Raw genomic sequence first — 20,473 nt, forward strand, 5'->3', positions numbered from 1 at the left:
AGGAGTTGGCATCGACGATCGCCTTGGACCAGGCGTCTAGATAGGAGAGCAGTTCGTCGAGGTCGTCGCCGAGCGCATCGAGTCGACAACCTGCGGTGTCGCTTCCATGCGTGGTGAATTGGGTTCGCGCCGTTGCGAAGCACGTGCCGCTTCAGTGCAAGGCCGCGAGGTCGGTAGTGAGAAGGGTAAAAATTACCGGGTGCGCGACAACTGAACTCCGCTGCGCCAGACAACGAACCCAGTGAGCGCTCCGACCGCAGCGCTGGCCAGTGGCCCGACGATGAGATACAGCGTCGGGCTCTCATCACTGCCAGGGCAGAGGGAGATCGTAGGTAAGTTGGTCGGATCCGTGATCTGCGATGTCAGAGGTGCGTACGAAGAGCAATGGGTCGGTTGTCCGAGCCACCAAAGCACGAAGCCAACGCAGATAAGACCACCAATCAAGAAGGTTGCAGCCCCCGCTGCGATCAACGTACGCATCTCAGCATCCTTCCATGGTCCTCCAACGTAAAGAATGATTGTGGAACAGATTTGGTCTGGCTGAGTCTGCAGCCGGTCGGCGGCGGAATACGATCTTGTAACACCCGGCGGCGAGAGGATCACAAGATGTCGGAACGTATCAATTTCGCCTACGTACGGTCCACTCCGCAGTGGGATGCGCACGTACTGCGCAGTGGTCAGGTCTTGCGGCTGGCTGGCGAACAAATTCCGGACCCGGTACTGAGGGAGAAGCTCGATGCCCTGAACCGTCCTGAACGATCTCGTACCGAACAACTGATTCGTAGCCGAGATCTCCCCGACTGGCGGCGACTCCCGCAAGCCGATTCCAACCTTCGCGCTTCATACGACATATCCCTACCGTTCCCCGCCGACCCCAGCCTCGATCTCCGGTTGACCAACCTGCAGCTATTTCGTACTGGGCTCGCATTCCATGTCGTAGCGCACGAACCCACGCCCGAGGAGATGCCCTCCCTCGCCCAGCCGAGCAACGAACAGATGAATTTCGGATCCCGGATCAAACCCGTTGAACCGCACAGAATTCGACTCATTGTCGACACCATCACCGGGCCGATTCTCGCGAACTCGACCCACCCCGGCGACTACCCCGACGACCCGAATGAGCCGTGGTTGTACAGTGGCCGTTCGTGGCGTGGTATCGCCGAGAACCTGTTCGGCATCACCACCGGCGGCGAATACTTTCTCAGCCCGCCCCCTCAGGGGCCCTTGCGGATCACCGTGGCATATCCCGAGTTCGGCCTGGCTCCGACAACGATCGAATTCGAGTTACCGCAATTGCTGTGAAGGAATACTGTACGTTTCGAATGCTGTACATCCGCCAGTCAACCTCCCGGGGCCGTAGTCGGAGCGGTCGCGGGCCGCGTTTCATTGCGCGTCGGCTATCGCTTGAACCGTCTTCGTCAGAGGTTCTCCTGTGAAGGTGTTCTCCTGTCCCTCAAGATGACTGGGTTGCTGAGTGCGGCCATGTGACCGGTTCGTGAACGCACCTCTGCGCGGACGAACGTCGAAGTTGGAGGGACAGGACGCGACAGTTCGCAGGTTCCGCTGCCGGGCAACGATTCTGAGTGAATTGGTCCTGCATCGGTGTGAATGGTGACGGTGCCGAACGGCACGCCGTGGACGGTGGCCTGAACCGTGGCCGATTTGCCATGTGTATCGAGCTCGTCGCCGATCTGTGCGCACTGATCGTCAAAAGTTGCCATGAACGACAGGTCGACGGTGGTTGCGGCTGAGATCCAAGTCCGGCCAGCTTTGATGGATGTCAGGAGATCGTCTGTGTTCAATCGTTCGGCTGCAACGACATTGTGGGGTAAGCCCATCTGGCTTCTCAGATGCGTATCGCTGTTGCCGATCGCGGGGGTCCAGCGCCCGGCTGGAACGTCGACAACTAACTGACGTGCCCAATGCGCAAGGGCTCGTTCGTTGTCTGCTTGCCACGGTAGATCGGACTCCCAAGTACCGTTCCAGACTTCGACGGCATCGAACCCGACGTGCGAGTAAGCGAAGGTACCTGACGGGTAGGGCGCGTATGGGTGTGCCACGACGCATATTCCTCCGGCGTCGTGGACGAGGTCACGCTGGGCGTGGAGACCGACGACGTCGGCGTACTGCCAGTCAACGAGATGTCCGGGTGGGAGTCCGAGAGCGAGCCAATGTCCGTGAGGGGTGGTGACTTCTTCTCCGAGGATTACTGCGAACTCCTGAGCGATGTTTTCTTGTTGCCACGCGTGGTGAGCCGCGGTTGTGTTGTGATCGGTAGTGGCCACGAAGTGCAATCCCAGTAGACGAGCGGTCTCCGCCAATTCCGGTGGAGTTTGCTCCCCATCGGAGTAGATCGAGTGGATGTGGCAATCACCTCGGAACCACAGAAGCTCAGTGGGCTGTACTGGGTCAACCTTGTCGGTCATCACCACATCGTCGCAGAGGTTGCTCGGCTATAGACCTCTCGGCCATGGCCCTTCTGCTCGATCTCGACAACACTCTCGTCGATCGAGATGGGGCTTTCACGAATCGGGCGTCAAATCTATTGCGCGCCTGGGGTGGTGACGCCACAGACATGAGTGCGTCCAGACAGTACGTAATCCCTTCTCGCCGTTGGGTCCAGATCGCATGTTCAATCGCATCAGCCACCAACGATGTCATCATCGTCCTAGCCGTCCTCCAGCCCGGAATCTGCCGTGAGTGCACATCCATCACGAACGCGACATAAACCCAACCCGACCACGCCGAAACGTAAGTAGATCGGCGACCCACAACATTTTGGCGTCACAGGGTTGAACCTCACTGCACCAGATCGTCCGCGCGATGTCCTTGTGGATCGGCGATGGCGGTGCGCTTGGTTGGTCATGCCTCTTCGTGCGCATTCGAGCCCGAAGACACCCATCAATCGTGCACCGTGCCACATCAATGCCCTCACTACGCATTTCCAGCCACACCTTGTGTGCACCGTAGACCGAATAATTCTCGGTATGCACAGGGCTGACCTCGGCTTGAAGTTCTTCGTCGCGCACAGTCCGCTGGCCCCTCGACTGCAGGAGCGGCACCCGAAGATGGTCGAACCGGTGTACCGGCACCCCCGGTTCGCGCAGAATGGTAGTCGGCGTACACGCGGATGAATCCGGGGAGCGGTGCAATGATCCGACGACGGCTCGGCCAAGTATTGATGGTGATCGCGCTCGCCTTCGCGGCCGTCTCGACCGCGCCCGTCCAGGCGCAGGAACCGGCGCCAATCACGACGCCGGGCACAGTGACCGCGGCAACTTCCCTGCCGCACTCCTTCTGGATTCCCGGCGCCGCCAACGCATCAAAGCTCACGTACTGGTCCACGGGACCGCTGAACCGGCCCGCTTTGAGTACGGGCGCGCTCTTCCTGCCCCCCGGCGATCCACCCGAAGGCGGTTGGCCGGTCATCTCGTGGGCTCACGGCACTGTAGGTATTTCCGACCAGTGCGCTCCCACCGTGACCGGGACCGTCGGCAGTCCATACCTCACGAACTGGCTCTCGCAGGGCTACGCGATCGTCGCGACCGACTACGTGGGGCTCGGCACGCCGGGAATCCACGCGTACCTGGACGGACCGTCGGCGGCGCACAGCGTGATCGACATGGTGCGTGCCGCGCGTGCGGTCGAACCGTTGCTCTCACCGCGGTGGTTGGCACTCGGACAGTCTCAGGGCGGGCAGGCCGCTATGGTCACGGCAGCGATCGCCACACGGTACGCACCCGAATTGGACTATCGGGGCGCGGTCGCGACCGGGGCGCCGTCCAATCTGGAGAACCTTGCACCACTCGTGGGGCCGGACTTTCCCCGCTTGCCACTGACCGGCAGCACCGTGTTCGTCTCGTACCTCTTGGCCGGACTCCGGGCGGCGCGACCCGATCTCGACATCGATCGCTACCTGACACCACGCGGCACGGATGCCCTGGCCCGAGCCGAAACCGACTGCTACCAGGACATGGCATCGGGCCTCGGCGACGTCACGATCGGCGATCTGGTGAACCGGCCCCTCGACGATCCCGCGGTGCTGGCTGCTGCTCGCGGCATGCTGGAGATCCCGACGACCGGGTACGACCGGCCAGTGTTCCTCGGACAGGGGCTGACGGACGAGATGGTGCCGGCACCGCTGGCTTTGAAACTCGCGGCCGAACTCGCCGCCAACCGCCAGCCAGTTACATTCCGCACATATCCGAACGGTCATATCGAGACGATGCGGGCAGCGCTCCCCGAAAGCCTCTCCTTCGTCCGGAATCTCTTCCAGCCGTAGGTGAATCATGCGTTTCGTGAGAGCCTGTCCGACCCAGTTTTCATCTTCTCAGCACCGTCAGGAGTGCGCGGCTGACCGAGGATCTGCCGAAGCCGAGCGTTGCAGCTATGGCGTCGAGGCTCTTGTCCCCGCCGCAGGTTGGACCCTCACCGAACATCGGGAGCGAGGCGCGTCAATAACCATAGACCTCAACATCGCATGTCCTGGGGGCCGCGGATCTAGACACGTACAGCGTCCAGGCGATCGACTTCGACGTTACGGATCGCTTGGGGCCACAGTGCGATGCGACCAGGCGAACCGACTTTGGCCGTTCTGCTGAAATATTCTTCCTGGCAACAAAATTCGACTGAAGCTGGTCAGGAGATGACCTCGATCGCTAGTCCTCGTCCTCGTACTCCGGTTCGGGCTCATCCGCCCATGCCTGATATCCCGGACTCTTCAGATGCAGGTGGATCGCACTGACACCCAGGTTCAGTGTGATGACCGCTTTCGGCAGATCCCACCGGATAGTTGCCTCAGGTTCGGCGCTCGTGGCTGTCCCCAGGAGTGCAGTTAGTGCCACATCGAGGTTCGTGAATCCTTCGACCAGCAACGGACGCACCACGGTCATGGGCGTAGCATCATCTGCCACGTCCGTGACTAAGATCGAGATCGAATCCATTCTGTGTTGCCGCCCGAACATGTTCGCCGTCGGCCGGCTGACATGAAAGTTCGTCCGAATCGAGCCGCCAGCATGCCTGAGTTCGACGAGTCCCATCCAGCCTGTGCGCAGAATGGTTCCAGGTCGTCGCCGGCCCAGGTCCAGTCGAATTCTGCGGCGAGGCGGGCGATCCGGGTGGCACCCTCGATGTCGACGTGCATGCGTGGATGCTGTCTGCGAGTGTCAACATGACCTGCACCTGGAACGGACGCTCCTAGGAATTACACGCTGTCAGAGAACTTGGCCGCCGCGGAGGTAGACCTGCGCTGAACGCCGAGGTCAGAGATCCCGCGCCGAGTGTCGCAGCGGCGAGAACGCCAGTGTGCCTGCTGCGATGGCGAACACGATGGTGACGCCGATCAGGGTGGGGCGTTCGCCGATCGCGCCGACCAACAGGCCTGCTGTCACGGCACCGAGGGCGGCCATGGTGCGGTTGACGGAACGCCGGGCGGCATTCACGCGCCCGAGAAGCTCATCCGGAGTGAGCGCTTGCCAATAGCCCATCTCGTTCGCGTTCTCCGCGCCTGCTGCCAAGCCCTGCAGGCCAAGAGCTGCGAAGAGAAGGAGATGGCCAACAAGTGTGTCGGTCGCGAAGGTAACGAGAAGCCAGGTGAGGGGATACAGCGAGCGGGCGAGGATGACCGTTCGTCCTGGTCCGATTCGCGTGCCGATCGCATGTGCACTGGACGCTCCGAGGAGGCTTGCGACACCGAACGTCGTCAGAAGCAGGCCGTATGTGTAGGCGCTGAACCCGAGTGAGCGGAGGGCGAAGACAGACAGCACAGTCAACGCGGCTCCGTTGGCGAGGAACCACACGTGTGTCGATATTGCGAGCGGGTTGAGAGTGCGGTGGCGGTAGGTGAATCTCAGACCCTCACGCACTTCGTTCATCAGGTTGCGGGAGCGAGAAGCGGGTCGCGGCTCGTCTACGTCGAGACCGTAATTGAGTGCGGCATCAGCGAGATAGCTGATTGCGTCGACGGCAATCACCACGGGAGCGCCGAGCAGGCCTACGAGTGCGCCCCCGACCGTTGGCCCCAATGTCGTTGCTGCTGCGTCGGCTTGGTCGAGTCGAGCGTTTGCTTTCACCAGTTGGCTGCGTGGAACCAGCCGGGGTAACAAGGACTGCATCGCAGCGAAGCCGAACACCGAGAAGGAGCCGAACAACAGCAACGCGATGACCAGGACCCAGATGTGCAGAAGGCCGGCGAGCCACAGAAGCGGAACAGTGCCGAGTGCTACCGCTCGACCGACGCTGGCCCACACTAGGATTGGCTTGCGCCGCCACCGATCGACGTAAACCCCCGCGAACAACCCGAGCACCGCATAAGGAATCAACTGAGCCGCGTTCACCATACCGACTTCGAAGGGCGTCGCGTCTAGAAGCTGCACTACCAAAATGGGCATCGCCACCGCTGTCACCGACGAGCCGGCCGAACTGATCACCGCGGCCGTGAGGAAGCGGCGAAATGATGAACGATTGACGGCCGGAGAAACCTCACTCATCGCTTCTACTCACGATGCCGCCACATGTCCGACTCCGCAGGTCCGTCCCATGAAGGGAACTGTAGTCGAGCACGCCCGATATGGTGCTGAGCCCGGGACGGTTGTTTGGCATTGCGAAGTTGACAGATGTACTCGACATGGCGACAGGGGGGCGACTCTACCGATTCGAGGGAAAGCGTCACCATGCCCGAAACAGGCTCTCCCACACGCATTTTCGTGATATCCCGCACTGAAGAACGCGACGGGTACGAGAATGAGTGCTTCACCCATTACGTCCAAGGCATGTTCCACCGCTGGATGTCAGGGCGCCACAGGATCTTCGGCCCTTTTCCTCGCACGCCAAGCCGTCGTCAGCGGCACCGTCGAATGCGCATTGGCTGTCGGCTTCGAGCAGATGAAACCCGGCGCACTCAAGCGGGTCTGGGACGACCGCCCAGCGCCGATGTTCCGTTTCGACGATCTGATGACCGAGATCCAAGGCGTCCACGACGCGCCGCGCACAGCCCAGATGTTCTATCGGAACCATGTCGACAATGCGGTGGCAAGACCGTCCTCGGTGCCTGGTGGGCAGATCTGGTCGGCTGCGGCAAGCACGGAAGCGGGTGCGTGACCCATGGCCACGCCGTGAGCTGCCCAGTCCAGCATTTCCAGATCGTTGATGCCGTCACCGACGGCTAGGGTCCGTGTTGCGGCGACGCCCAGCTCGATGCGCAGCCTTTCCAGCATCGCAGCCTTGCTTACGCCGGCTGCGGTCAAGTCGGCCAGTGGTTCGTCTTCGTAGCACAGGCTTCGAATGCCGGGGAGGTCGAGAGTAGACAAGATTTCGGTCAGCTCCTGCCCACTGCGTCCAGGCCAGTGGATCGCTAGTCGGGTGGTCGGCGTGGTCGCAAGTTCGTCGATATCGACCAGCTCGACCTCGCCGTGGTGCATATCCGCGTCGTCGACAGGGCCGGTTGCTCTGACCCCGATGCCCGGGTTCTCGGCTACGAAGATCGCGCCGGGTAGTTGTTCGCGTAGTGCCGCGATGGGAGTGCGTAAATCGAAGACCACTTGCTCCGCGATTTTCCCGGTTGCGGCATCGATCAGCACGGCCCCGTTGGAACAGATCGCGAACCCCGTCATGATGTCGAGCTCGAGTAGGAACGGTCGCGTCGCGGGGGCGAGTCTGCCGGTGCACAGCACGACGTGGGCTCCGGATCGAACAGCGGCCCGCACAGCCGATCTCACTGCGATGCTGATCGTTTCGTGCGCGAGTGGATTCGTGTCCTCCGCGACGTGCAGGGTGCCGTCAATGTCGAGGGCAATCATCATCGGGTGGCCGGATTCGAAAACCAAGGGTCATCCTTCGATAGTGTCAACTCGACAAAATTCATCGGTAGACCGTGTGTGGGTCGGCTCGGGTGCAACATACTCGAATCGGTATTCGTCGCCCAAACAGAGACGGTGGGCGCACACAAATCGTGCTGAATAGCGACACCTGAATTTCGCCGGCGAGTCCAGAGCCGTATCGCGTGGCTGCTCGGCTTATGGTGCGCGGGTGATGGCATTCGGGGGATGGGCGCGGTGGTGTCGGTGGGTGTTGTTTGGTGTGGGGTTGGTGTTGGTGGTGGGGGCGTTCGGTGCTTTCGCGTTCTTGGGGGTGGGGCGGTGTTCGTATGAGCTGTGTGCAGCCGATTCGGCTGTGGTGTTGGAGAGTGCGTCGAGGGTGTGGCTGCCGGTTGTCGTCTCTTCGTGTACTTATGCGCCGTCCTTCGACCAGAGGGTGGTGATGGTGGTGTTCGATGGTGTGGCGTCGGTGTTCGCGGTCGTCGGGTGGGTGTTGATGGGTGCGGCGCTATATTCGAGTCGGCGACAACCGCCGACTGAGCACAAGTGGTCGATGCCAGTTGATCGGGGGTAGCGGCATGTTCTCCTCGCGTGTGGCCCGGTGGGTGCTTCGTGGCGTTTTGGGCGTTGTATCTGTGCTCGCGCTGATTACCTGCGCCTTGGTGGTGTTCACTGATCGGCTTGTGCCGTCGTGGCTCCCGTGGACGGAATTTGTCGTGGTTGTGGGGTTGATGGGGGTGCTGGCGATTGGGGAGCGGCGGGATTCACCTTCACTATGAGCGGGTATCCGACCTGCGCGTGCCTGAGTGCTCGTTTTGTGGCGTTGAACTGGGGTGATGACGCGTCCCCGGTTTGTGGTGGGTGTCGGTGAGCTGCGCACTCGGCTAACAGCGGCGGCGTTTAGTCGGTGAGCACCAGGAAGGAAACTTTTGCTTGGCCGGTCCGCGTGAAGGTGGCTTCGTTGATCAGCTCGCTCAGTGCTTGTGCGCCATAGTTCGCCATCCGTTGGGTGGCCAGCGGTGTTCGTCCGCGTGCTGTCACGACTTTTCCGGCGAAATCAATTGTGTCGGTGATGGTCAGGGTTGATTCGTAGTCGGATGTGTTGCCGCCGTAGGTGTTGACGATTCTGTCCGCGACGAGGCTGACCGTCTCTTCGGAGAACGGGAAGCTGGCGACGATTGTGGGAGTGATGTCTGCGAGATCGCCGCGCGGAACGGATCCGTGTGGTTCGGAACTGAAGGCAATGGCTAGTGATCGGGTGAAGGCGATCGTTTTCGTCCACCACAGCGAGCCCACTACGACAACTATCACGGTGAACACGATCAGTATGCGATGGCGATTGGCGTAGCTCCTCATTGGTTAGTTGTACCGCGCGCAGCCCGGTGCCACCGCTAAACGTCCAAATACTGCAGTCGCGTTTATCTGGCCTGTTCGCGAGTTCGGTAGTGGCACAGTCGGGCTCGGTTCTGGTGACGTCGACGCCATTGGGATCGTGTGAGGACGTGGTCGGGGTTTATGCGTTTCCTGCGGGCAGGTTTGCGCCAGATCTCGCTGTGTTGCTTGTTGGCGGCCCTGGTTCGCGTGAGATTCGGGACTACCGGTCATCGCGACCCGCTGGTGGCGTTGTGGTTGTCGTAGCGGCAGATATGTTCTACGGCGAGAGAGACTATTGGGAGGACAAGCATGACTGCCGAGGGCTGGGAGAAGCTGCAGGCCGCGATTCCGGATCTGGTGGACGTCGACTTGGCGCACCCGACCGATGCACCGACTGGACGGATTTCGCCGAGCGACTGGAATGGGTGGTGCGCATTATGCCCGGCTACGACATCGTGACCCTCGATGCCCCTGCGGTGAAAGACCTCGGCTCGATCCAATTCCAGCAGGACAACGGGAGATTGGAGGCGAGCATGATCACGGCGGACACCGTTCCCGGTTCCGGTGGCCTGGACCTTCGGCTGCGGGCACTCGGCTGGCGGGTAACAGAAGGACCGGGAGCCCCCCACGTGGAATGGCTGTACGGCCCGTTCAGTTCATGCTCGTGACCGCTGACGCCATCACCGAAGTGCCGTCGGTCGGCTGAGACTTGTTCAGCGTTGAATCCTGCAGCCTGGGTCGTGTCCGCTGGCACTGATGTCGCTGGTTCGCCTTGGTGGATGTGCTTCCTACAATTCGATGGGGCGATTCGGGTGTGGGCCTGTGGTTGGCGCGCTGATATCTGTGCGCCATTGCCTCGACCGCGGTGAGTGGGTAACGCAGCTGTCTGTCGAAGTGGGAGAGGGGCAGCTGCGTCGCGGGTTGCAGATCGTCAAGCCGCGGCCCTCGACGGCTCGTTGCGGTAACGCGAGAGCCGGCCGTCGGTTCCGGTAAGCCGCCAGGACCAGAGGGTGAGCCGGGTGCGCATTCCGTTGGCGTCGGCGAGGCTCCGGACGTCTGCGCAGGACTCTGCAAGGAGTCGCCGGAAATCGGGGTTGCGCATCGAATAGGTCTCGCGCAGAACATTGCGGGGGATACCCAGCAACGTCGCGTCCTGCCGGCTCGGGACGACGATGGACCAAAACCCTATGCGCATGACTACAGGCGTGGTGAGGCCGAGTGCGAGGCGGTTGAATCGGCTCATGCGCGGAGCGTGATGGCGCAACCATGCATGGGCGAACCCGATGTGACGTGCTTCCTCGGCGAGATGGATCTGCATGATGCGGTCGGTGAGCGGGTGAATGCCACCGCCGCGCATGATGCTCTTCTGGATGTGGTCGATCGGCTCCTCTCCAGCGAGGATGATCTGAAAGAAGAAACTGGGCCACAGCGATCCCAGCGAACCGACCAGGGGGAAGGCCTTGACAAGCCACGTTGGGGCACCGTGGACCTCCGGAGCCACCCGGTTGGTGAACTCCTGAAACATCTGGATGTGGTGCGTCTCTTCGGTGAGTTCGTGCATGAAGTAGCGGAATTCGGGGTTCTCGTTCGCCAGGCCCATCAAGAACTGGGTACCGCCGAGAAGGAGCAGTTGCTCGAACTGGGAGCCGGTCTTTGTTATAGATGCGAGCCGAATCCGGGCAACCCGCCGTTGTTCCTGGGGTGAGAGCGCGCGGTACCAGTCGGTGTGGGACAAGGGGTCGACCGCGGGGAGTGTCCATCTTGGGTCGTCCGCGGGGGCGGCGAACTCGGGCGAATTCCAGGCGATGTCTTTGAACGCCTCGAAGTGGAGCCCTGTCGAGGATGCCTCGGACAGTGTGCGCAGAGTGTCGTGGTAATCGCGATGTTCGTTGACGGTATTGCGCCCCGGAGTTAACCGGACAGATGGCGCGTTACGCCGCGTGCGACGAGGTGTTAGGAACTGCATTTCGGGCTCCTTTGTGGCATCTATCTCAGACGTGCCCACAGTAAACTAAGTGTGACTACGCGTCCACAGTAACTGTATGAGTCTGCACGTCCACGGGTAAGTCCGGAAGGGCGAAAAGGACGCTCAATATCGCACCATGCACGCAGCTCTCGGCATTTGATGGTGGTGTGGGTCCTGCTGTCGAGACGAGGGTGCTGGACGTAGCCGACGGTGGCACGTTGGGCCGTTGTGTGCATCCGCCCACCTCTACGGTGGGATGGGCCCAGGACGAAGTTCTCGCGATCTCGTCGTGGTCGGTGTCCCCGCGTGGTCGGGTCGGAGCTCACCTCGTCGAACGTGTGTCCCTGCACCGCGACGACATCCGAGCAGGCGCAGACAGTTGATCATGTGGATCGGCCCGCACCTCTTTCGTTGTGCGACGGGGATCCGATAGCCCGTGGTTGTTGCCGGGATGGCGACTGGTGACAGTCGAAATATCTCACCGGCAACTTCAAGTTAAGTCAATTCTTTTCCTTAAGTGACTGTGTAACAACCGGTTTCAGTGGAGGTCGCTATCTGAATTGAAATTCTGGGCGAAAATGTACGACGACCAATGGCTCTGGCAGGGGTAACTGTGCGCGTCACCGATGCCGGCGGAACCAACAGCGTCGAGATCGACATGCTCGTGACCGCCGACGCCATCACCGAAGTGCCGTCGGTCGGTTGAGACTTGTTCAGCGCCGAGCCTGCAAGAGCGGAGTTTGCGTCAGGCGCGGCCGGAAGATAGGCGATAGCCTTCATGGTGTGATCGCGCTCTATACGGCATTGGCTTTAGCGGTGGGTGTTGCTGTCGCGGCGCGCCGTCCTGTGGGCGGCAGAAAGAATCTGACAGACGTCTTCGGCGGCACCGAGCATGAAGCGGTCCAAACCGGAACGCGTTGGGCTGTAGACGTACTGGAGTCGGAGGGAATCTCTGCTTCGGAGCAACCGTTGGCCGCATTACGTGAGTTGCGTCGGGCTAATCGGGCGTTGTCGCTTACCGGTGCCAAGGTTCTTCTGGATCAACTTCTGCCACCTCGCTAGCGCAGTCGCGGATCGCTGTCACCGAAACAGCGGATCGCTGTCACCGAAATGCCAGCGACCTGGGCCTGGCAGCTGCTGAATGCACGGAAAAAGGGCCGGCGAGCACTTTGCTCACCGGCCCTATGAGTGAAGATCGTCCTGGGTCACCACTGCTTGATGTCGACGGTGCTCGTCCGGATCGCAGGATTGTTGACCGTGAACGTAACCTCGCCGCGATGGTTGGCGGTCTCGTCCACCAGCTGATCAATACGTGCGGATGTGGTGTGGCCGGGATTGCCCAACGCTGAACGGACTGCGAGGTAGACGCCTACGCCATCCGCGCCGAGGACTTCGCAATCTGGATGACCGGACACTGGATCTGGGCGTTCAAACACAAATCCTGGCGCACCCGCCTGCCCCCTCCGGAGCAGTCGGGAATCGTTTGTCCGGGTGCCGATCTTTCGACACCATATGGGCCGTCCACTCGGGCCGATGCCCCACCTATGTTGCTGACTTCGGCAACACACGCAACATAGATCTGCGATTACCGCTTTCCGTTCAGGGAGTCACGATCGGGAAGGTGGGGTCGGGAGTGTCGAGGATGTCGAACAAACGTGTCAGCACGTTGGGGTCCCCGGTGTGTTGCAACCCTTCGAGACCATTTCCTGCGAGCACGCCGAGAAGTTGCGGTTTAGTGAGGGTAATCGTGAGATCGACCTTCGCCAGAGTACGCGGATTCTTCGTTCGAATGAGCGCACCGTTCGAGAGGGAGAGCCGTAGAGTGTGCTCGAGATCCGTGAAATCCCAGTCGATGCGGAATGAATCGTGCCTTGCACGGGGGCCGTTCACGCGGATCGCGATGGTGTCGAAGAGTTGCTCGACTGAGAGAGCATCCGCCATCCCGGTGCTGGTACTCACCGGTGTCGGTGCGATACCGGATCGCAGCTCCTTGGCGCCGGTCAGATAGAAACCACGCCATGTGGCGTTCTCCGAACCGTAACCAAGTCTGGTGAAGACGTCGGCCAGGACTCCTGCGGCATCGGCGTTGTCCGGGTATGCGAACACTGCGTGTTTGAGTAACTCCGCTGCGAACCGCAGATCGCCTTTCTCTGCATACTGTTTTCCCTTGGTGAGCACTACGTCGATGCCGCCGAATGCTTCGACGTAGCGAGAGGCTTGTGCGCGAGGGGGGTGCTGCCACAGAGACGAGGGGTGGCCGTCGAACCATCCCAGGTAGCGCTGGTAGATCGCTTTTACGTTGTGATTGATGGATCCGTAATATCCTTGGGCAGACCATGAATCAGCCAGACGCGGTGGCAATTCGAATTCCTCGGCTATCTCTGGTCCGGTCAGGCCGGCATTCAACATTCTCAGGGTCTGATCGTGCATGTACATGTACAGGTCGCGTTGCACCACGAGGAAGTCGTCGATTGCATCCTTTCCCCACGTCGGCCAATGGTGCGATGCAAACGCCACATCTGTTTCTGCACAGAACAATTCGATCGCTTCGTCGATGTACTGCGACCATGCCCGCGGGTCGCGAATCTGTGCGCCTCGCAGGGTGAGCACATTGTGCAGGTTGTGCGTGGCATTCTCGGCGAGGCAGAGCGCGCGGTGGCGAGGGAAGTGAAAGTTCATCTCTGCCGGTGCTTCGGTGCCGGGAGTTACCTGAAAGACGATGGGGACGCCGTCGAGAGTTTCTTGCTGACCGGTGTGGGTGATGTCTATGGTCGGGGGGATCAGTCCGATGCTTCCGGAGGAACCCCGAATGCCCAGGCCCGCGCTGACTTGTCCTTCCGCCGAGACCGGCAGTGCGTAGCCGTACATATAGGTTCCGCGCCGGTTCATCGCGTTACCCGCATAGACATTTTCGGATACGGCTTCGGCCATGAATCCCTCGGGAGCCAGGATCGGCACATCCCCGCGCCCATCAGGTAGAACTCCGTAAACACCGCCGAAGTGATCACCGTGCGAATGGGTGTAGATCACGCCGGTTACAGGACGCTCGCCGCGGTGCTCGCGATAGAGTGCGAGTCCGGCTGCTGCGCACTCGGCGGAGATCAGCGGATCGATGACGATGACTCCGATGTCACCTTCGACGAGCGTCATGTTCGACAAGTCGAAGCCGCGAATCTGGTAGATACCGTCGGTGACTTTGTACAAGCCGTTCTTCCGGACGAGTTGCGCTTGTCGGAACAAACTCGGATTGACTGTGGCGGGGCACTGTTCGTCGAGGTAGCCGTATCCGGACAAATCGAAAACGATTTCGCCGGTGGCGTTTCGGATCACCATCGGGTCGATCGTGGCGATGAATCCACGGTCGGCGTTGTCGAAATCGGTGCGGTCGTCGTAGTCCAACGCCATTGCTGTCAACTCCTTGGTTCGGGAACTCTCGCCGACACTTCTACCGACCGATTTTCTGTTCTTATCTCCGGATGCACTTCACCTGATTCGGATGAACTGGCCCTTGTTTGTGGTGCGTGGTAGACGCTGGGACGGGCGCCGCCAGCAGGTGCTGCCATGGAACGAGGATTGATTCGACTGATTCGGTAGAGAGGAGGTCGGTGCTCGATCAGGCCGGTGACCTTACGATCTTGAGTCGACGTGCGTACACAGTGTCGGTACACCTGGGACACGGGCGGCCGATCGCTGCACCACTGGGCACGGCACTACACAACGTTGCGGATAACGGCATGCTCGTGGTCGAGAACTCTCTCATGTCTGCTATCGGAGTTCACGCTGACGGCTCTGACACTCCGACCGGTGAGGTCTTCTTCGTGAATCGGCGCAGAAAGCTCTGTTGGACCAGGAGTGTTCTCCCGCGTATGCATCGTCGGGTGTAACTGGACCGCGATGGGCGATTTCCCTGCGGTGGTCGCGGCAGTAGGGGTCGCTGGCCTGGGGTATGTACGACTCGATCAGAGTGCACATCCGACTGCTTCCCCTGCGTTGAGTGTTTCCGGCGCCCCGCTTCCGGAAGCGGGGGACCTCGACGGTTCGCGCAGTGGGCGTCTCGCGGAACGGGTGGTGTCGGATGTTTGAGGTGGACTCTTTCGTCTCACTTGTGGGACAGCCGCGGCCGGGTGTGGCGGTTCGTGTGAGCGCTTGTGTTGGTGCCACCGAGAAGGGCAGTGAATGACGCCACGTCCAAGATCGGTGCCGGCCGTCCACCGCGCGCCTTCAGTTCGTCGACAACTGCTTGGCGGGGAACATCGGTCAAGGTATGTATCAGAGGTTCAACGACTTCGAGATGATGCTTCGCATGACCTCGCTGGTACCGCCGAAGATCCGGGACACCCTGGCGTCGGTGTAGAGGCGGGCGATCGGATATTCACTCATATATCCGTATCCACCGTGCAACTGCAGGCACTTGTCGATGATGCGGGCCTGATTTTCCGTGCAGAAAAGCTTCACCTTGGCTGCGTCGGCAACGGATAGTCGTCCGTCATCGAGCGCAACGAGCGCTCGATCGGCGAGGGCCTGCGCCGCTTCGAGGTCCGTCGCGCAATCGGCGAGGACGAACTTGGTGTTCTGGAAGTCTGCAACTCGCTGTCCGAAAACCTTGCGGTCCTTGACGTAATCAATCGCTAAGTTCAAAGCCGCGGTGGCAGTTGCCTGAGCGGCGATGGCAACGGTGAGTCGTTCCTGTGGCAGGTTCGCAGTCAGCATGGTGAACGCGTCACCCTCTACGCCCAGCAGGTTCGCCGCCGGAACCCGGACGTTGTCGAACATGAGTTCCGCGGTGTCCTGGGCTTTGAGACCCATCTTGTCGAGGTTTCTGCCGCGTAGGAAGCCTGCCATATCGGCCTCGACCACCAAGAGTGACAGTCCCTTTCGTCGATTGTCGCTCGACTTCCCAGTCCGCGCTGCGACAATGACGAGATCGGCATTGATTCCGCCGGTGATGAACGTTTTTGCACCGTTGAGCACGTAGTTGTCGCCGTCGCGCACGGCAGTGGTTGACATCCCAGCGAGGTCCGAACCCGTTCCGGGTTCGGTCATCGCGATCGCAGTGACCAGATCACCGTTGGCGAAACCCGGAAACCAACGCGCCTTCTGCTCGTCATTCGCATACTCGAGAAAATAGGGGAGTACGGTGTTGAGGTGGACCTGCAATCCACCGACTGTTGCAGCAGCATAACCGGTTTCCTCGAGCACTACCGCGTTGAAACGGAATCCCTTGACACCCCCGCCGCCGTAATCTTCCGAAATCTGCAGTCCGTTGATGCCCAATTCCGCTGTCTTGCGATACAACTCCCGTGGCACCACTCCGGCGGTTTCCCACTCGGGAATATGGGGAACGATCTCTTTGCCGATGAACTGTCTGACCGTCTCGCGGAATGCATCGTGGTCGGCAGTGTAGACATCTCTGAACATGAATTCTCCTGAACGTGTGCGTAAGTGGTCAGCGTGGTGATTCATCGACCCTTGAAGGTGGGAGCACGTTTCTCGAGGAATGCGGATGCCGCTTCACGTGCGTCCTCGGTGTGAAACGAACGGACCATTGCGGCCACCTCGGTAGCCGCGTAGTCGCCCAATGACATCGTCTGGGCCGCAATGAGATTCTGCTTCATCTCTCGGAGCGCGATCGGAGCAGATCCAGCCAGCCGATCCGCGAGCTGCCGTACTGCTGCGTCAAGTTGGTCGGAGGACACGATCGAGTTCACCAATCCCAGTCTGAAGGCGGATTGCGCATCCAACTTGGACGGTGTCAAGAAGAGCTCGCGCGTTCGTGCACCACCGAGCATTCGGGTCAGAAACCAGATACCGCAGAGATCGCCGGACAATCCCGCAGAAAGGAAAGCGGTATTGAAGACCGCAGCATCGGAGGCGACGCGGAAGTCGGCGGCGGCGGCCAGGGATAGGCCGGCACCGGCGCACGGACCGTTGATCGCCGCGATCGTCGGGCGCGGAAACTCGTACAACTGCTCCGCAACGCGTGTGGAGGCGCGCAACCGTGAGGTATCCCCTTCTACGGAATCACCTTGCAGGGAACGCGATCGGGGCTCAGCGGCTAGATCGGCGCCGACGCAGAACGCAGAGCCCTCGCCGGTGAAAACTACGACGCGAACATCGACGGATTTTTCCAACTCACCCAATGTCTCCGATAATTCGCCGAACATTCGCAGTGAGAGTGCGTTTCGACGTCCAGGATTGCTGAGTGTGACTGTCGCGATTCCGGTCTCGATCGAACATGAGACTGTTGAGCGGGGACCCCTATTTGCCATCGATGGCCTTTCATGATCGTGAGTCACCGAAGATCTTTGTTTTCAACGGCACTCATCACATCAAACGACGAGGTATCGACGGCGTCAAAGACACGATTCGGGCTGCATTGACTGCAATTGCCTATAGGTCGGTGGGCAGGAGATCGTCGGGAACCTGCTCAACTGGGGATTCGTCTCGAAATGCCGACACATTGCGTCGCTCCATTGCTGCGACGATCTTCGAGGTTGCGTCTATCCGTGAATGTCCTTGTGCCATTTGCTGGTCCACAGCTCTCTCCCACTGTCCGACCAGGAGGTTCGAGTAGTCCAGAAATGCCGTAGCAGTTTCAGTGAGTCGACCGATGCGGTGCACGAACCCTATGTCGCGGCAAAGAGACGGGGTCAGATCTCTGACCACTGCACCGCGCTGCTTCGCCTCCACTGCGACGCGCATCGAGACGATCGCCGCACCGCCGCCGGAGAGAACGATCGGAACGACTGCGCCGCGCTGGGGGACCTCGACGGCAACATACGGTTCGACGCCGCTGCCGCGAAGCATTTTTTCGACGTAATCCCGATTGGCGGTGTTGCGTCCTCCCATGACCAATGGGATGCGGTCGAGCATCTCGAGTGGGACGGGGTCGGGCAGATCGTCTCCTGTACCTGGCGGCAGTACGAGGACGAATCGCTGACAGACGACATCTGTGCTCGCAAATGCCCCGCGGGGAAGCGGCAGCATCGTCACGCCGAGCTCGCAGGCGCCGGACTTCACCAGCTCGAGCACCCCGGCGAGGTCGTCACGTTCCTCGACGCGCATACGAATGTTGGGGTACTTCACTCGAAAACGCGCGACCCACACCGACAGTGGATCGGTGGACATGTCGGAGAGAGCCGCGATGTCGATGCGGCCTCGCGCGAGTGCCCGTACTTCGCGAACAGCGACTTGTGCCGCGTCCATTTCGCGCAGCACCCTGCGCGCCGGGCCGACCAACGCCTCGCCGGCCGGGGCGAGTACGAGACCCCGACCGACGCGGTGAAACAACTCCGTTTTCAGTTCACTCTCGAGCTTGCGAATCGATTGGGACAACGACGGCTGAGCGACATGGAGCGCTAATGCGGCACGGTTTATGCCGCCGTTGTCGACCACCGCAAGAAAGTATTCCAATTGCCGCACGTCCATGCTGGCAACGTAGCGACTCCGAACGCGCTCGCCGTCCCAGTCGGGACAATCCACCGGTTCGGGGTGGCTAGCTTGAGGGGCATCCGTTGGTGACGATGTCGTTGTACTTCGGATCGATCTTCGGATCGACATACGAGACATTGGCGTTCCAAAGTTGCTCGCTCAGGTCCATGGTGAAAGTGTCGCGCTCACTCTCCCAAACCCCGCGGGCTGTGTCCTCGGACAAGCCGGTCCAGGCAACGAGGATTCTGGTGGCTTCGTCGGAGTTGGCGTCGTCTGCGATCCACTCGATCGAGGATTTCATGGCACGGCAGAACTTGCCGATCGCGTCTGGATTCGTGTCCCAGAATTGCTTCGTGGTGGCGAACATGCCGGTCACGTCGTTCTTGCCGCGTTCACCCATGGTGCCTTCGGTGGAGCCGGCGATGATGCGAAGCTTGGTGCCCTTGGCGAGTAGCGACTCGTACGTCGTCAGGCCCAGAACACTTGCGTCCGCTTGGCCGTTGGCGATCGCGGCAGCTGTTGTTGCGGGGGATCCGGTGCCGATGAAGGTGATCGCCGTGCCGTCGATGCCGTACTCCTCGAGAACACTGAGAGTTCGCTGTTCGTTGGAGTCACCGCGCTGTGGGACCGCGAACCTCTTGCCCGGGAGCTGGTCGAGAGTGGTGATGCCGGATTCCTCGGTCGCCACCATCACGACTCGGCCGCGTGAGTAGGGGCCCAGTACTTTAAGTTCCTGCCCCTGGGCACCGGCGGGGACGATGACGCCTGGCTGACCGAAGGTGACCTGGGTGCTGCCGCCGATCATCGCCGACAGAATTTCGGGGCCGGACTTGCCGTCGATCAGCGTGACGTCCAAGCCTTCGTCGGTGAAGAAGCCCTTGGTCTCGGCGACGCCGAGCGGATAGGTGTAGATAGTGCCGGGGAACGAACCGACATTGATCTTGTTGGGATCGTTGCTGCCGGCCTCGGACGAGCCGCAAGCCGCGGCCCCGGCGAGCAGTGCAAGGGCTCCGCAAAGAGAGAGGATCTTGGTTTTCATGGTGTCTGGATCTCCTGGATCATAAGGAAGAGAGATGTTAAAGAGATGCCCGGAAGCGCTCGTAAAGTTCTTGGTAGCGCGGGTGGGCAGCCACGCTCTCCAGATCGCGGGGCCGTTCGATACCGACTTCGACATCGTCGAGGATCTTGCCCTCGCCCAGGAGGACGACTCGGTCCGCGAGTGTGATCGCTTCACCGAGGTCATGAGTGACGAAGACGACTGTGCGTTGCGGTCCGGACTGCCACAATTCGAGAAACTGTTGCTGGACCGAGATTCGAGTGCGAGCGTCGAGGGCTGCGAAGGGTTCGTCCATCAGTAGGACGTCAGGATCGAGAGCCCACGTGCGGGCAAGCGCGACGCGCTGACGCATGCCCTGGGACAGCTGCCATGGCCACAGCCGTTCGGAGCCGCCGAGGTGTACGCGGCCCAGCCAGTCATGTGCGACCTTGCGCCGGGTAGCGCGGTCAATTCCGCGCAGTTCGAGCCCGTATTCGACATTGCCCTGGGCGGATCGCCATGGGAGCAGCGCGTCTCGGGCGAGCATGAAGCCCAGGTGAGGGCGGGCTTCTCGGGGGCTGGTGCCGTGGACCTGGATCGAGCCGGACGACGGTTCGACCAGGGCAGCGATCATGTTGAGCAGAGTGGTTTTGCCGCAGCCGCTGCGTCCGACCAACGCAACGAACTGACCGGCTGCGATGTCGAGGTCGATGTCGTGCAGGACTGTGTGGGTTCCGCCTTCGGGCTTGTCGAAGGTGACTCGTGCTTGGTGCAGCCGGATCATAGTGGCGCTGCGGTCGATGTTCTCAGTGCCGGTACTGACGGTGGTGCTGTTCATGGCAGTCATCTCTT

19 protein-coding genes and 1 pseudogene are annotated in these 20,473 nt (G+C 60.8%); 7 read left to right on the plus strand and 13 right to left on the minus strand.

Annotation, left to right across the window (positions count from 1 at the left end; translation table 11 throughout):
* The first annotated feature begins 606 nt into the window (after nucleotides 1–606).
* The gene (locus P0M12_RS15320; protein WP_277377898.1) at nucleotides 607–1,302 is read left to right on the plus strand and encodes a hypothetical protein; all 696 of its coding nucleotides are present in this window, start codon (nucleotides 607–609) and stop codon (nucleotides 1,300–1,302) included.
* A gap of 116 nt (nucleotides 1,303–1,418) precedes the next feature.
* Here P0M12_RS15320 and P0M12_RS15325 read toward each other — a convergent pair whose 3' ends face one another.
* Entirely contained in the window at nucleotides 1,419–2,426 is a 1,008-nt protein-coding gene (locus P0M12_RS15325) for a CehA/McbA family metallohydrolase (protein ID WP_167349900.1), read from the minus strand.
* A 725-nt stretch (nucleotides 2,427–3,151) separates the two neighbouring features.
* On the opposite strand from P0M12_RS15325, the gene P0M12_RS15330 reads away from it, so the two are divergent.
* Nucleotides 3,152–4,282, plus strand: a complete 1,131-nt coding sequence (locus P0M12_RS15330) for a lipase family protein (protein ID WP_277377899.1) — start codon at nucleotides 3,152–3,154, stop codon at nucleotides 4,280–4,282.
* 376 nt (nucleotides 4,283–4,658) lie between these two features.
* Here P0M12_RS15330 and P0M12_RS15335 read toward each other — a convergent pair whose 3' ends face one another.
* Both P0M12_RS15335 and P0M12_RS15340 read right to left on the minus strand, forming a co-directional pair.
* Nucleotides 4,659–5,039, minus strand: a complete 381-nt coding sequence (locus P0M12_RS15335; RefSeq protein ID WP_277377900.1) for a DUF6301 family protein — start codon at nucleotides 5,037–5,039, stop codon at nucleotides 4,659–4,661.
* Between the two features lie 222 nt (nucleotides 5,040–5,261).
* Nucleotides 5,262–6,488, minus strand: a complete 1,227-nt coding sequence (locus tag P0M12_RS15340; protein WP_277376526.1) for an MFS transporter — start codon at nucleotides 6,486–6,488, stop codon at nucleotides 5,262–5,264.
* Between the two features lie 307 nt (nucleotides 6,489–6,795).
* Here P0M12_RS15340 and P0M12_RS15345 point away from each other — a divergent pair.
* A pseudogene (locus tag P0M12_RS15345) lies at nucleotides 6,796–7,002 on the plus strand (lipid-transfer protein); the annotation flags it as partial.
* Here the strand turns inward: P0M12_RS15345 and P0M12_RS15350 are convergent.
* Together P0M12_RS15350 and P0M12_RS15355 are read right to left on the minus strand one after the other, a co-directional pair.
* Complete coding sequence (locus P0M12_RS15350; RefSeq protein ID WP_141751457.1) at nucleotides 7,002–7,823, minus strand: HAD-IIB family hydrolase; 822 nt, start codon at nucleotides 7,821–7,823, stop codon at nucleotides 7,002–7,004. The pseudogene P0M12_RS15345 and the gene P0M12_RS15350 sit on opposite strands and share 1 nt — an antisense overlap.
* Before the next feature lie 891 nt (nucleotides 7,824–8,714).
* Complete coding sequence (locus tag P0M12_RS15355) at nucleotides 8,715–9,170, minus strand: hypothetical protein (protein ID WP_277376527.1); 456 nt, start codon at nucleotides 9,168–9,170, stop codon at nucleotides 8,715–8,717.
* A gap of 89 nt (nucleotides 9,171–9,259) precedes the next feature.
* Here P0M12_RS15355 and P0M12_RS15360 point away from each other — a divergent pair, with 89 nt between their 5' ends.
* The gene (locus P0M12_RS15360) at nucleotides 9,260–9,856 is read left to right on the plus strand and encodes a hypothetical protein (protein ID WP_277376528.1); all 597 of its coding nucleotides are present in this window, start codon (nucleotides 9,260–9,262) and stop codon (nucleotides 9,854–9,856) included.
* Between the two features lie 263 nt (nucleotides 9,857–10,119).
* Here the strand turns inward: P0M12_RS15360 and P0M12_RS15365 are convergent, their stop codons facing one another.
* Nucleotides 10,120–11,154 carry a diiron oxygenase gene (locus tag P0M12_RS15365; RefSeq protein WP_064113761.1) on the minus strand — a complete coding sequence of 345 codons (1,035 nt, stop codon included), beginning with the start codon at nucleotides 11,152–11,154 and terminating at the stop codon, nucleotides 10,120–10,122.
* A gap of 167 nt (nucleotides 11,155–11,321) precedes the next feature.
* Between P0M12_RS15365 and P0M12_RS15370 the strand changes: the two genes are divergently transcribed.
* A complete protein-coding gene (locus P0M12_RS15370; RefSeq protein WP_228401806.1) occupies nucleotides 11,322–11,537 on the plus strand; it encodes a hypothetical protein in 216 nt (71 codons plus the stop codon).
* A 400-nt stretch (nucleotides 11,538–11,937) separates the two neighbouring features.
* Nucleotides 11,938–12,216, plus strand: a complete 279-nt coding sequence (locus P0M12_RS15375; RefSeq protein WP_228401808.1) for a hypothetical protein — start codon at nucleotides 11,938–11,940, stop codon at nucleotides 12,214–12,216.
* Nucleotides 12,217–12,359: 143 nt separating this feature from the next.
* Here P0M12_RS15375 and P0M12_RS15380 read toward each other — a convergent pair whose 3' ends face one another.
* Entirely contained in the window at nucleotides 12,360–12,590 is a 231-nt protein-coding gene (locus P0M12_RS15380) for a hypothetical protein (RefSeq protein ID WP_228401810.1), read from the minus strand.
* 163 nt (nucleotides 12,591–12,753) lie between these two features.
* Nucleotides 12,754–14,559, minus strand: a complete 1,806-nt coding sequence (locus P0M12_RS15385) for an alkyl sulfatase dimerization domain-containing protein (protein ID WP_277376529.1) — start codon at nucleotides 14,557–14,559, stop codon at nucleotides 12,754–12,756.
* Nucleotides 14,560–15,048: 489 nt separating this feature from the next.
* On the opposite strand from P0M12_RS15385, the gene P0M12_RS15390 reads away from it, so the two are divergent.
* On the plus strand, nucleotides 15,049–15,237 hold the full coding sequence (locus P0M12_RS15390; protein WP_277376530.1) for a hypothetical protein: 189 nt from the start codon (nucleotides 15,049–15,051) through the stop codon (nucleotides 15,235–15,237).
* Between the two features lie 186 nt (nucleotides 15,238–15,423).
* On the opposite strand, the gene P0M12_RS15395 is transcribed toward P0M12_RS15390, so the two are convergent.
* The 5 genes from P0M12_RS15395 to P0M12_RS15415 form a co-directional block, all read right to left on the minus strand.
* The gene (locus P0M12_RS15395; protein WP_228401813.1) at nucleotides 15,424–16,572 is read right to left on the minus strand and encodes an acyl-CoA dehydrogenase family protein; all 1,149 of its coding nucleotides are present in this window, start codon (nucleotides 16,570–16,572) and stop codon (nucleotides 15,424–15,426) included.
* Between the two features lie 41 nt (nucleotides 16,573–16,613).
* The gene (locus P0M12_RS15400) at nucleotides 16,614–17,423 is read right to left on the minus strand and encodes an enoyl-CoA hydratase-related protein (protein WP_228401815.1); all 810 of its coding nucleotides are present in this window, start codon (nucleotides 17,421–17,423) and stop codon (nucleotides 16,614–16,616) included.
* Between the two features lie 121 nt (nucleotides 17,424–17,544).
* Nucleotides 17,545–18,582 carry a LysR family transcriptional regulator gene (locus tag P0M12_RS15405; protein ID WP_277376531.1) on the minus strand — a complete coding sequence of 346 codons (1,038 nt, stop codon included), beginning with the start codon at nucleotides 18,580–18,582 and terminating at the stop codon, nucleotides 17,545–17,547.
* 67 nt (nucleotides 18,583–18,649) lie between these two features.
* Nucleotides 18,650–19,624, minus strand: a complete 975-nt coding sequence (locus P0M12_RS15410) for an ABC transporter substrate-binding protein (RefSeq protein WP_228401818.1) — start codon at nucleotides 19,622–19,624, stop codon at nucleotides 18,650–18,652.
* A gap of 37 nt (nucleotides 19,625–19,661) precedes the next feature.
* A complete protein-coding gene (locus P0M12_RS15415; protein ID WP_277376532.1) occupies nucleotides 19,662–20,459 on the minus strand; it encodes an ABC transporter ATP-binding protein in 798 nt (265 codons plus the stop codon).
* Nucleotides 20,460–20,473: the final 14 nt, after the last annotated feature.

The sequence above is a fragment of the Rhodococcus sp. RCBS9 genome (assembly GCF_029457415.1).
Taxonomy (GTDB): domain Bacteria; phylum Actinomycetota; class Actinomycetes; order Mycobacteriales; family Mycobacteriaceae; genus Rhodococcus_F; species Rhodococcus_F qingshengii.

Bases quoted from the DNA above. Each gene is read 5' to 3' on its own strand.
- P0M12_RS15395 (WP_228401813.1), bottom strand. From the start codon at position 16,572: ATGTTCAGAGATGTCTACACTGCCGACCACGATGCATTCCGCGAGACG.
- P0M12_RS15340 (WP_277376526.1), bottom strand. From the start codon at position 6,488: ATGAGTGAGGTTTCTCCGGCCGTCAATCGTTCATCATTTCGCCGCTTC.
- P0M12_RS15385 (WP_277376529.1), bottom strand. From the start codon at position 14,559: ATGGCGTTGGACTACGACGACCGCACCGATTTCGACAACGCCGACCGT.
- P0M12_RS15390 (WP_277376530.1), top strand. From the start codon at position 15,049: ATGGGCGATTTCCCTGCGGTGGTCGCGGCAGTAGGGGTCGCTGGCCTG.
- P0M12_RS15365 (WP_064113761.1), bottom strand. From the start codon at position 11,154: ATGCAGTTCCTAACACCTCGTCGCACGCGGCGTAACGCGCCATCTGTC.
- P0M12_RS15415 (WP_277376532.1), bottom strand. From the start codon at position 20,459: ATGAACAGCACCACCGTCAGTACCGGCACTGAGAACATCGACCGCAGC.
- P0M12_RS15400 (WP_228401815.1), bottom strand. From the start codon at position 17,423: ATGGCAAATAGGGGTCCCCGCTCAACAGTCTCATGTTCGATCGAGACC.
- P0M12_RS15405 (WP_277376531.1), bottom strand. From the start codon at position 18,582: ATGGACGTGCGGCAATTGGAATACTTTCTTGCGGTGGTCGACAACGGC.
- P0M12_RS15330 (WP_277377899.1), top strand. From the start codon at position 3,152: ATGATCCGACGACGGCTCGGCCAAGTATTGATGGTGATCGCGCTCGCC.
- P0M12_RS15335 (WP_277377900.1), bottom strand. From the start codon at position 5,039: ATGGGACTCGTCGAACTCAGGCATGCTGGCGGCTCGATTCGGACGAAC.
- P0M12_RS15320 (WP_277377898.1), top strand. From the start codon at position 607: ATGTCGGAACGTATCAATTTCGCCTACGTACGGTCCACTCCGCAGTGG.
- P0M12_RS15355 (WP_277376527.1), bottom strand. From the start codon at position 9,170: ATGAGGAGCTACGCCAATCGCCATCGCATACTGATCGTGTTCACCGTG.
- P0M12_RS15325 (WP_167349900.1), bottom strand. From the start codon at position 2,426: ATGACCGACAAGGTTGACCCAGTACAGCCCACTGAGCTTCTGTGGTTC.
- P0M12_RS15410 (WP_228401818.1), bottom strand. From the start codon at position 19,624: ATGAAAACCAAGATCCTCTCTCTTTGCGGAGCCCTTGCACTGCTCGCC.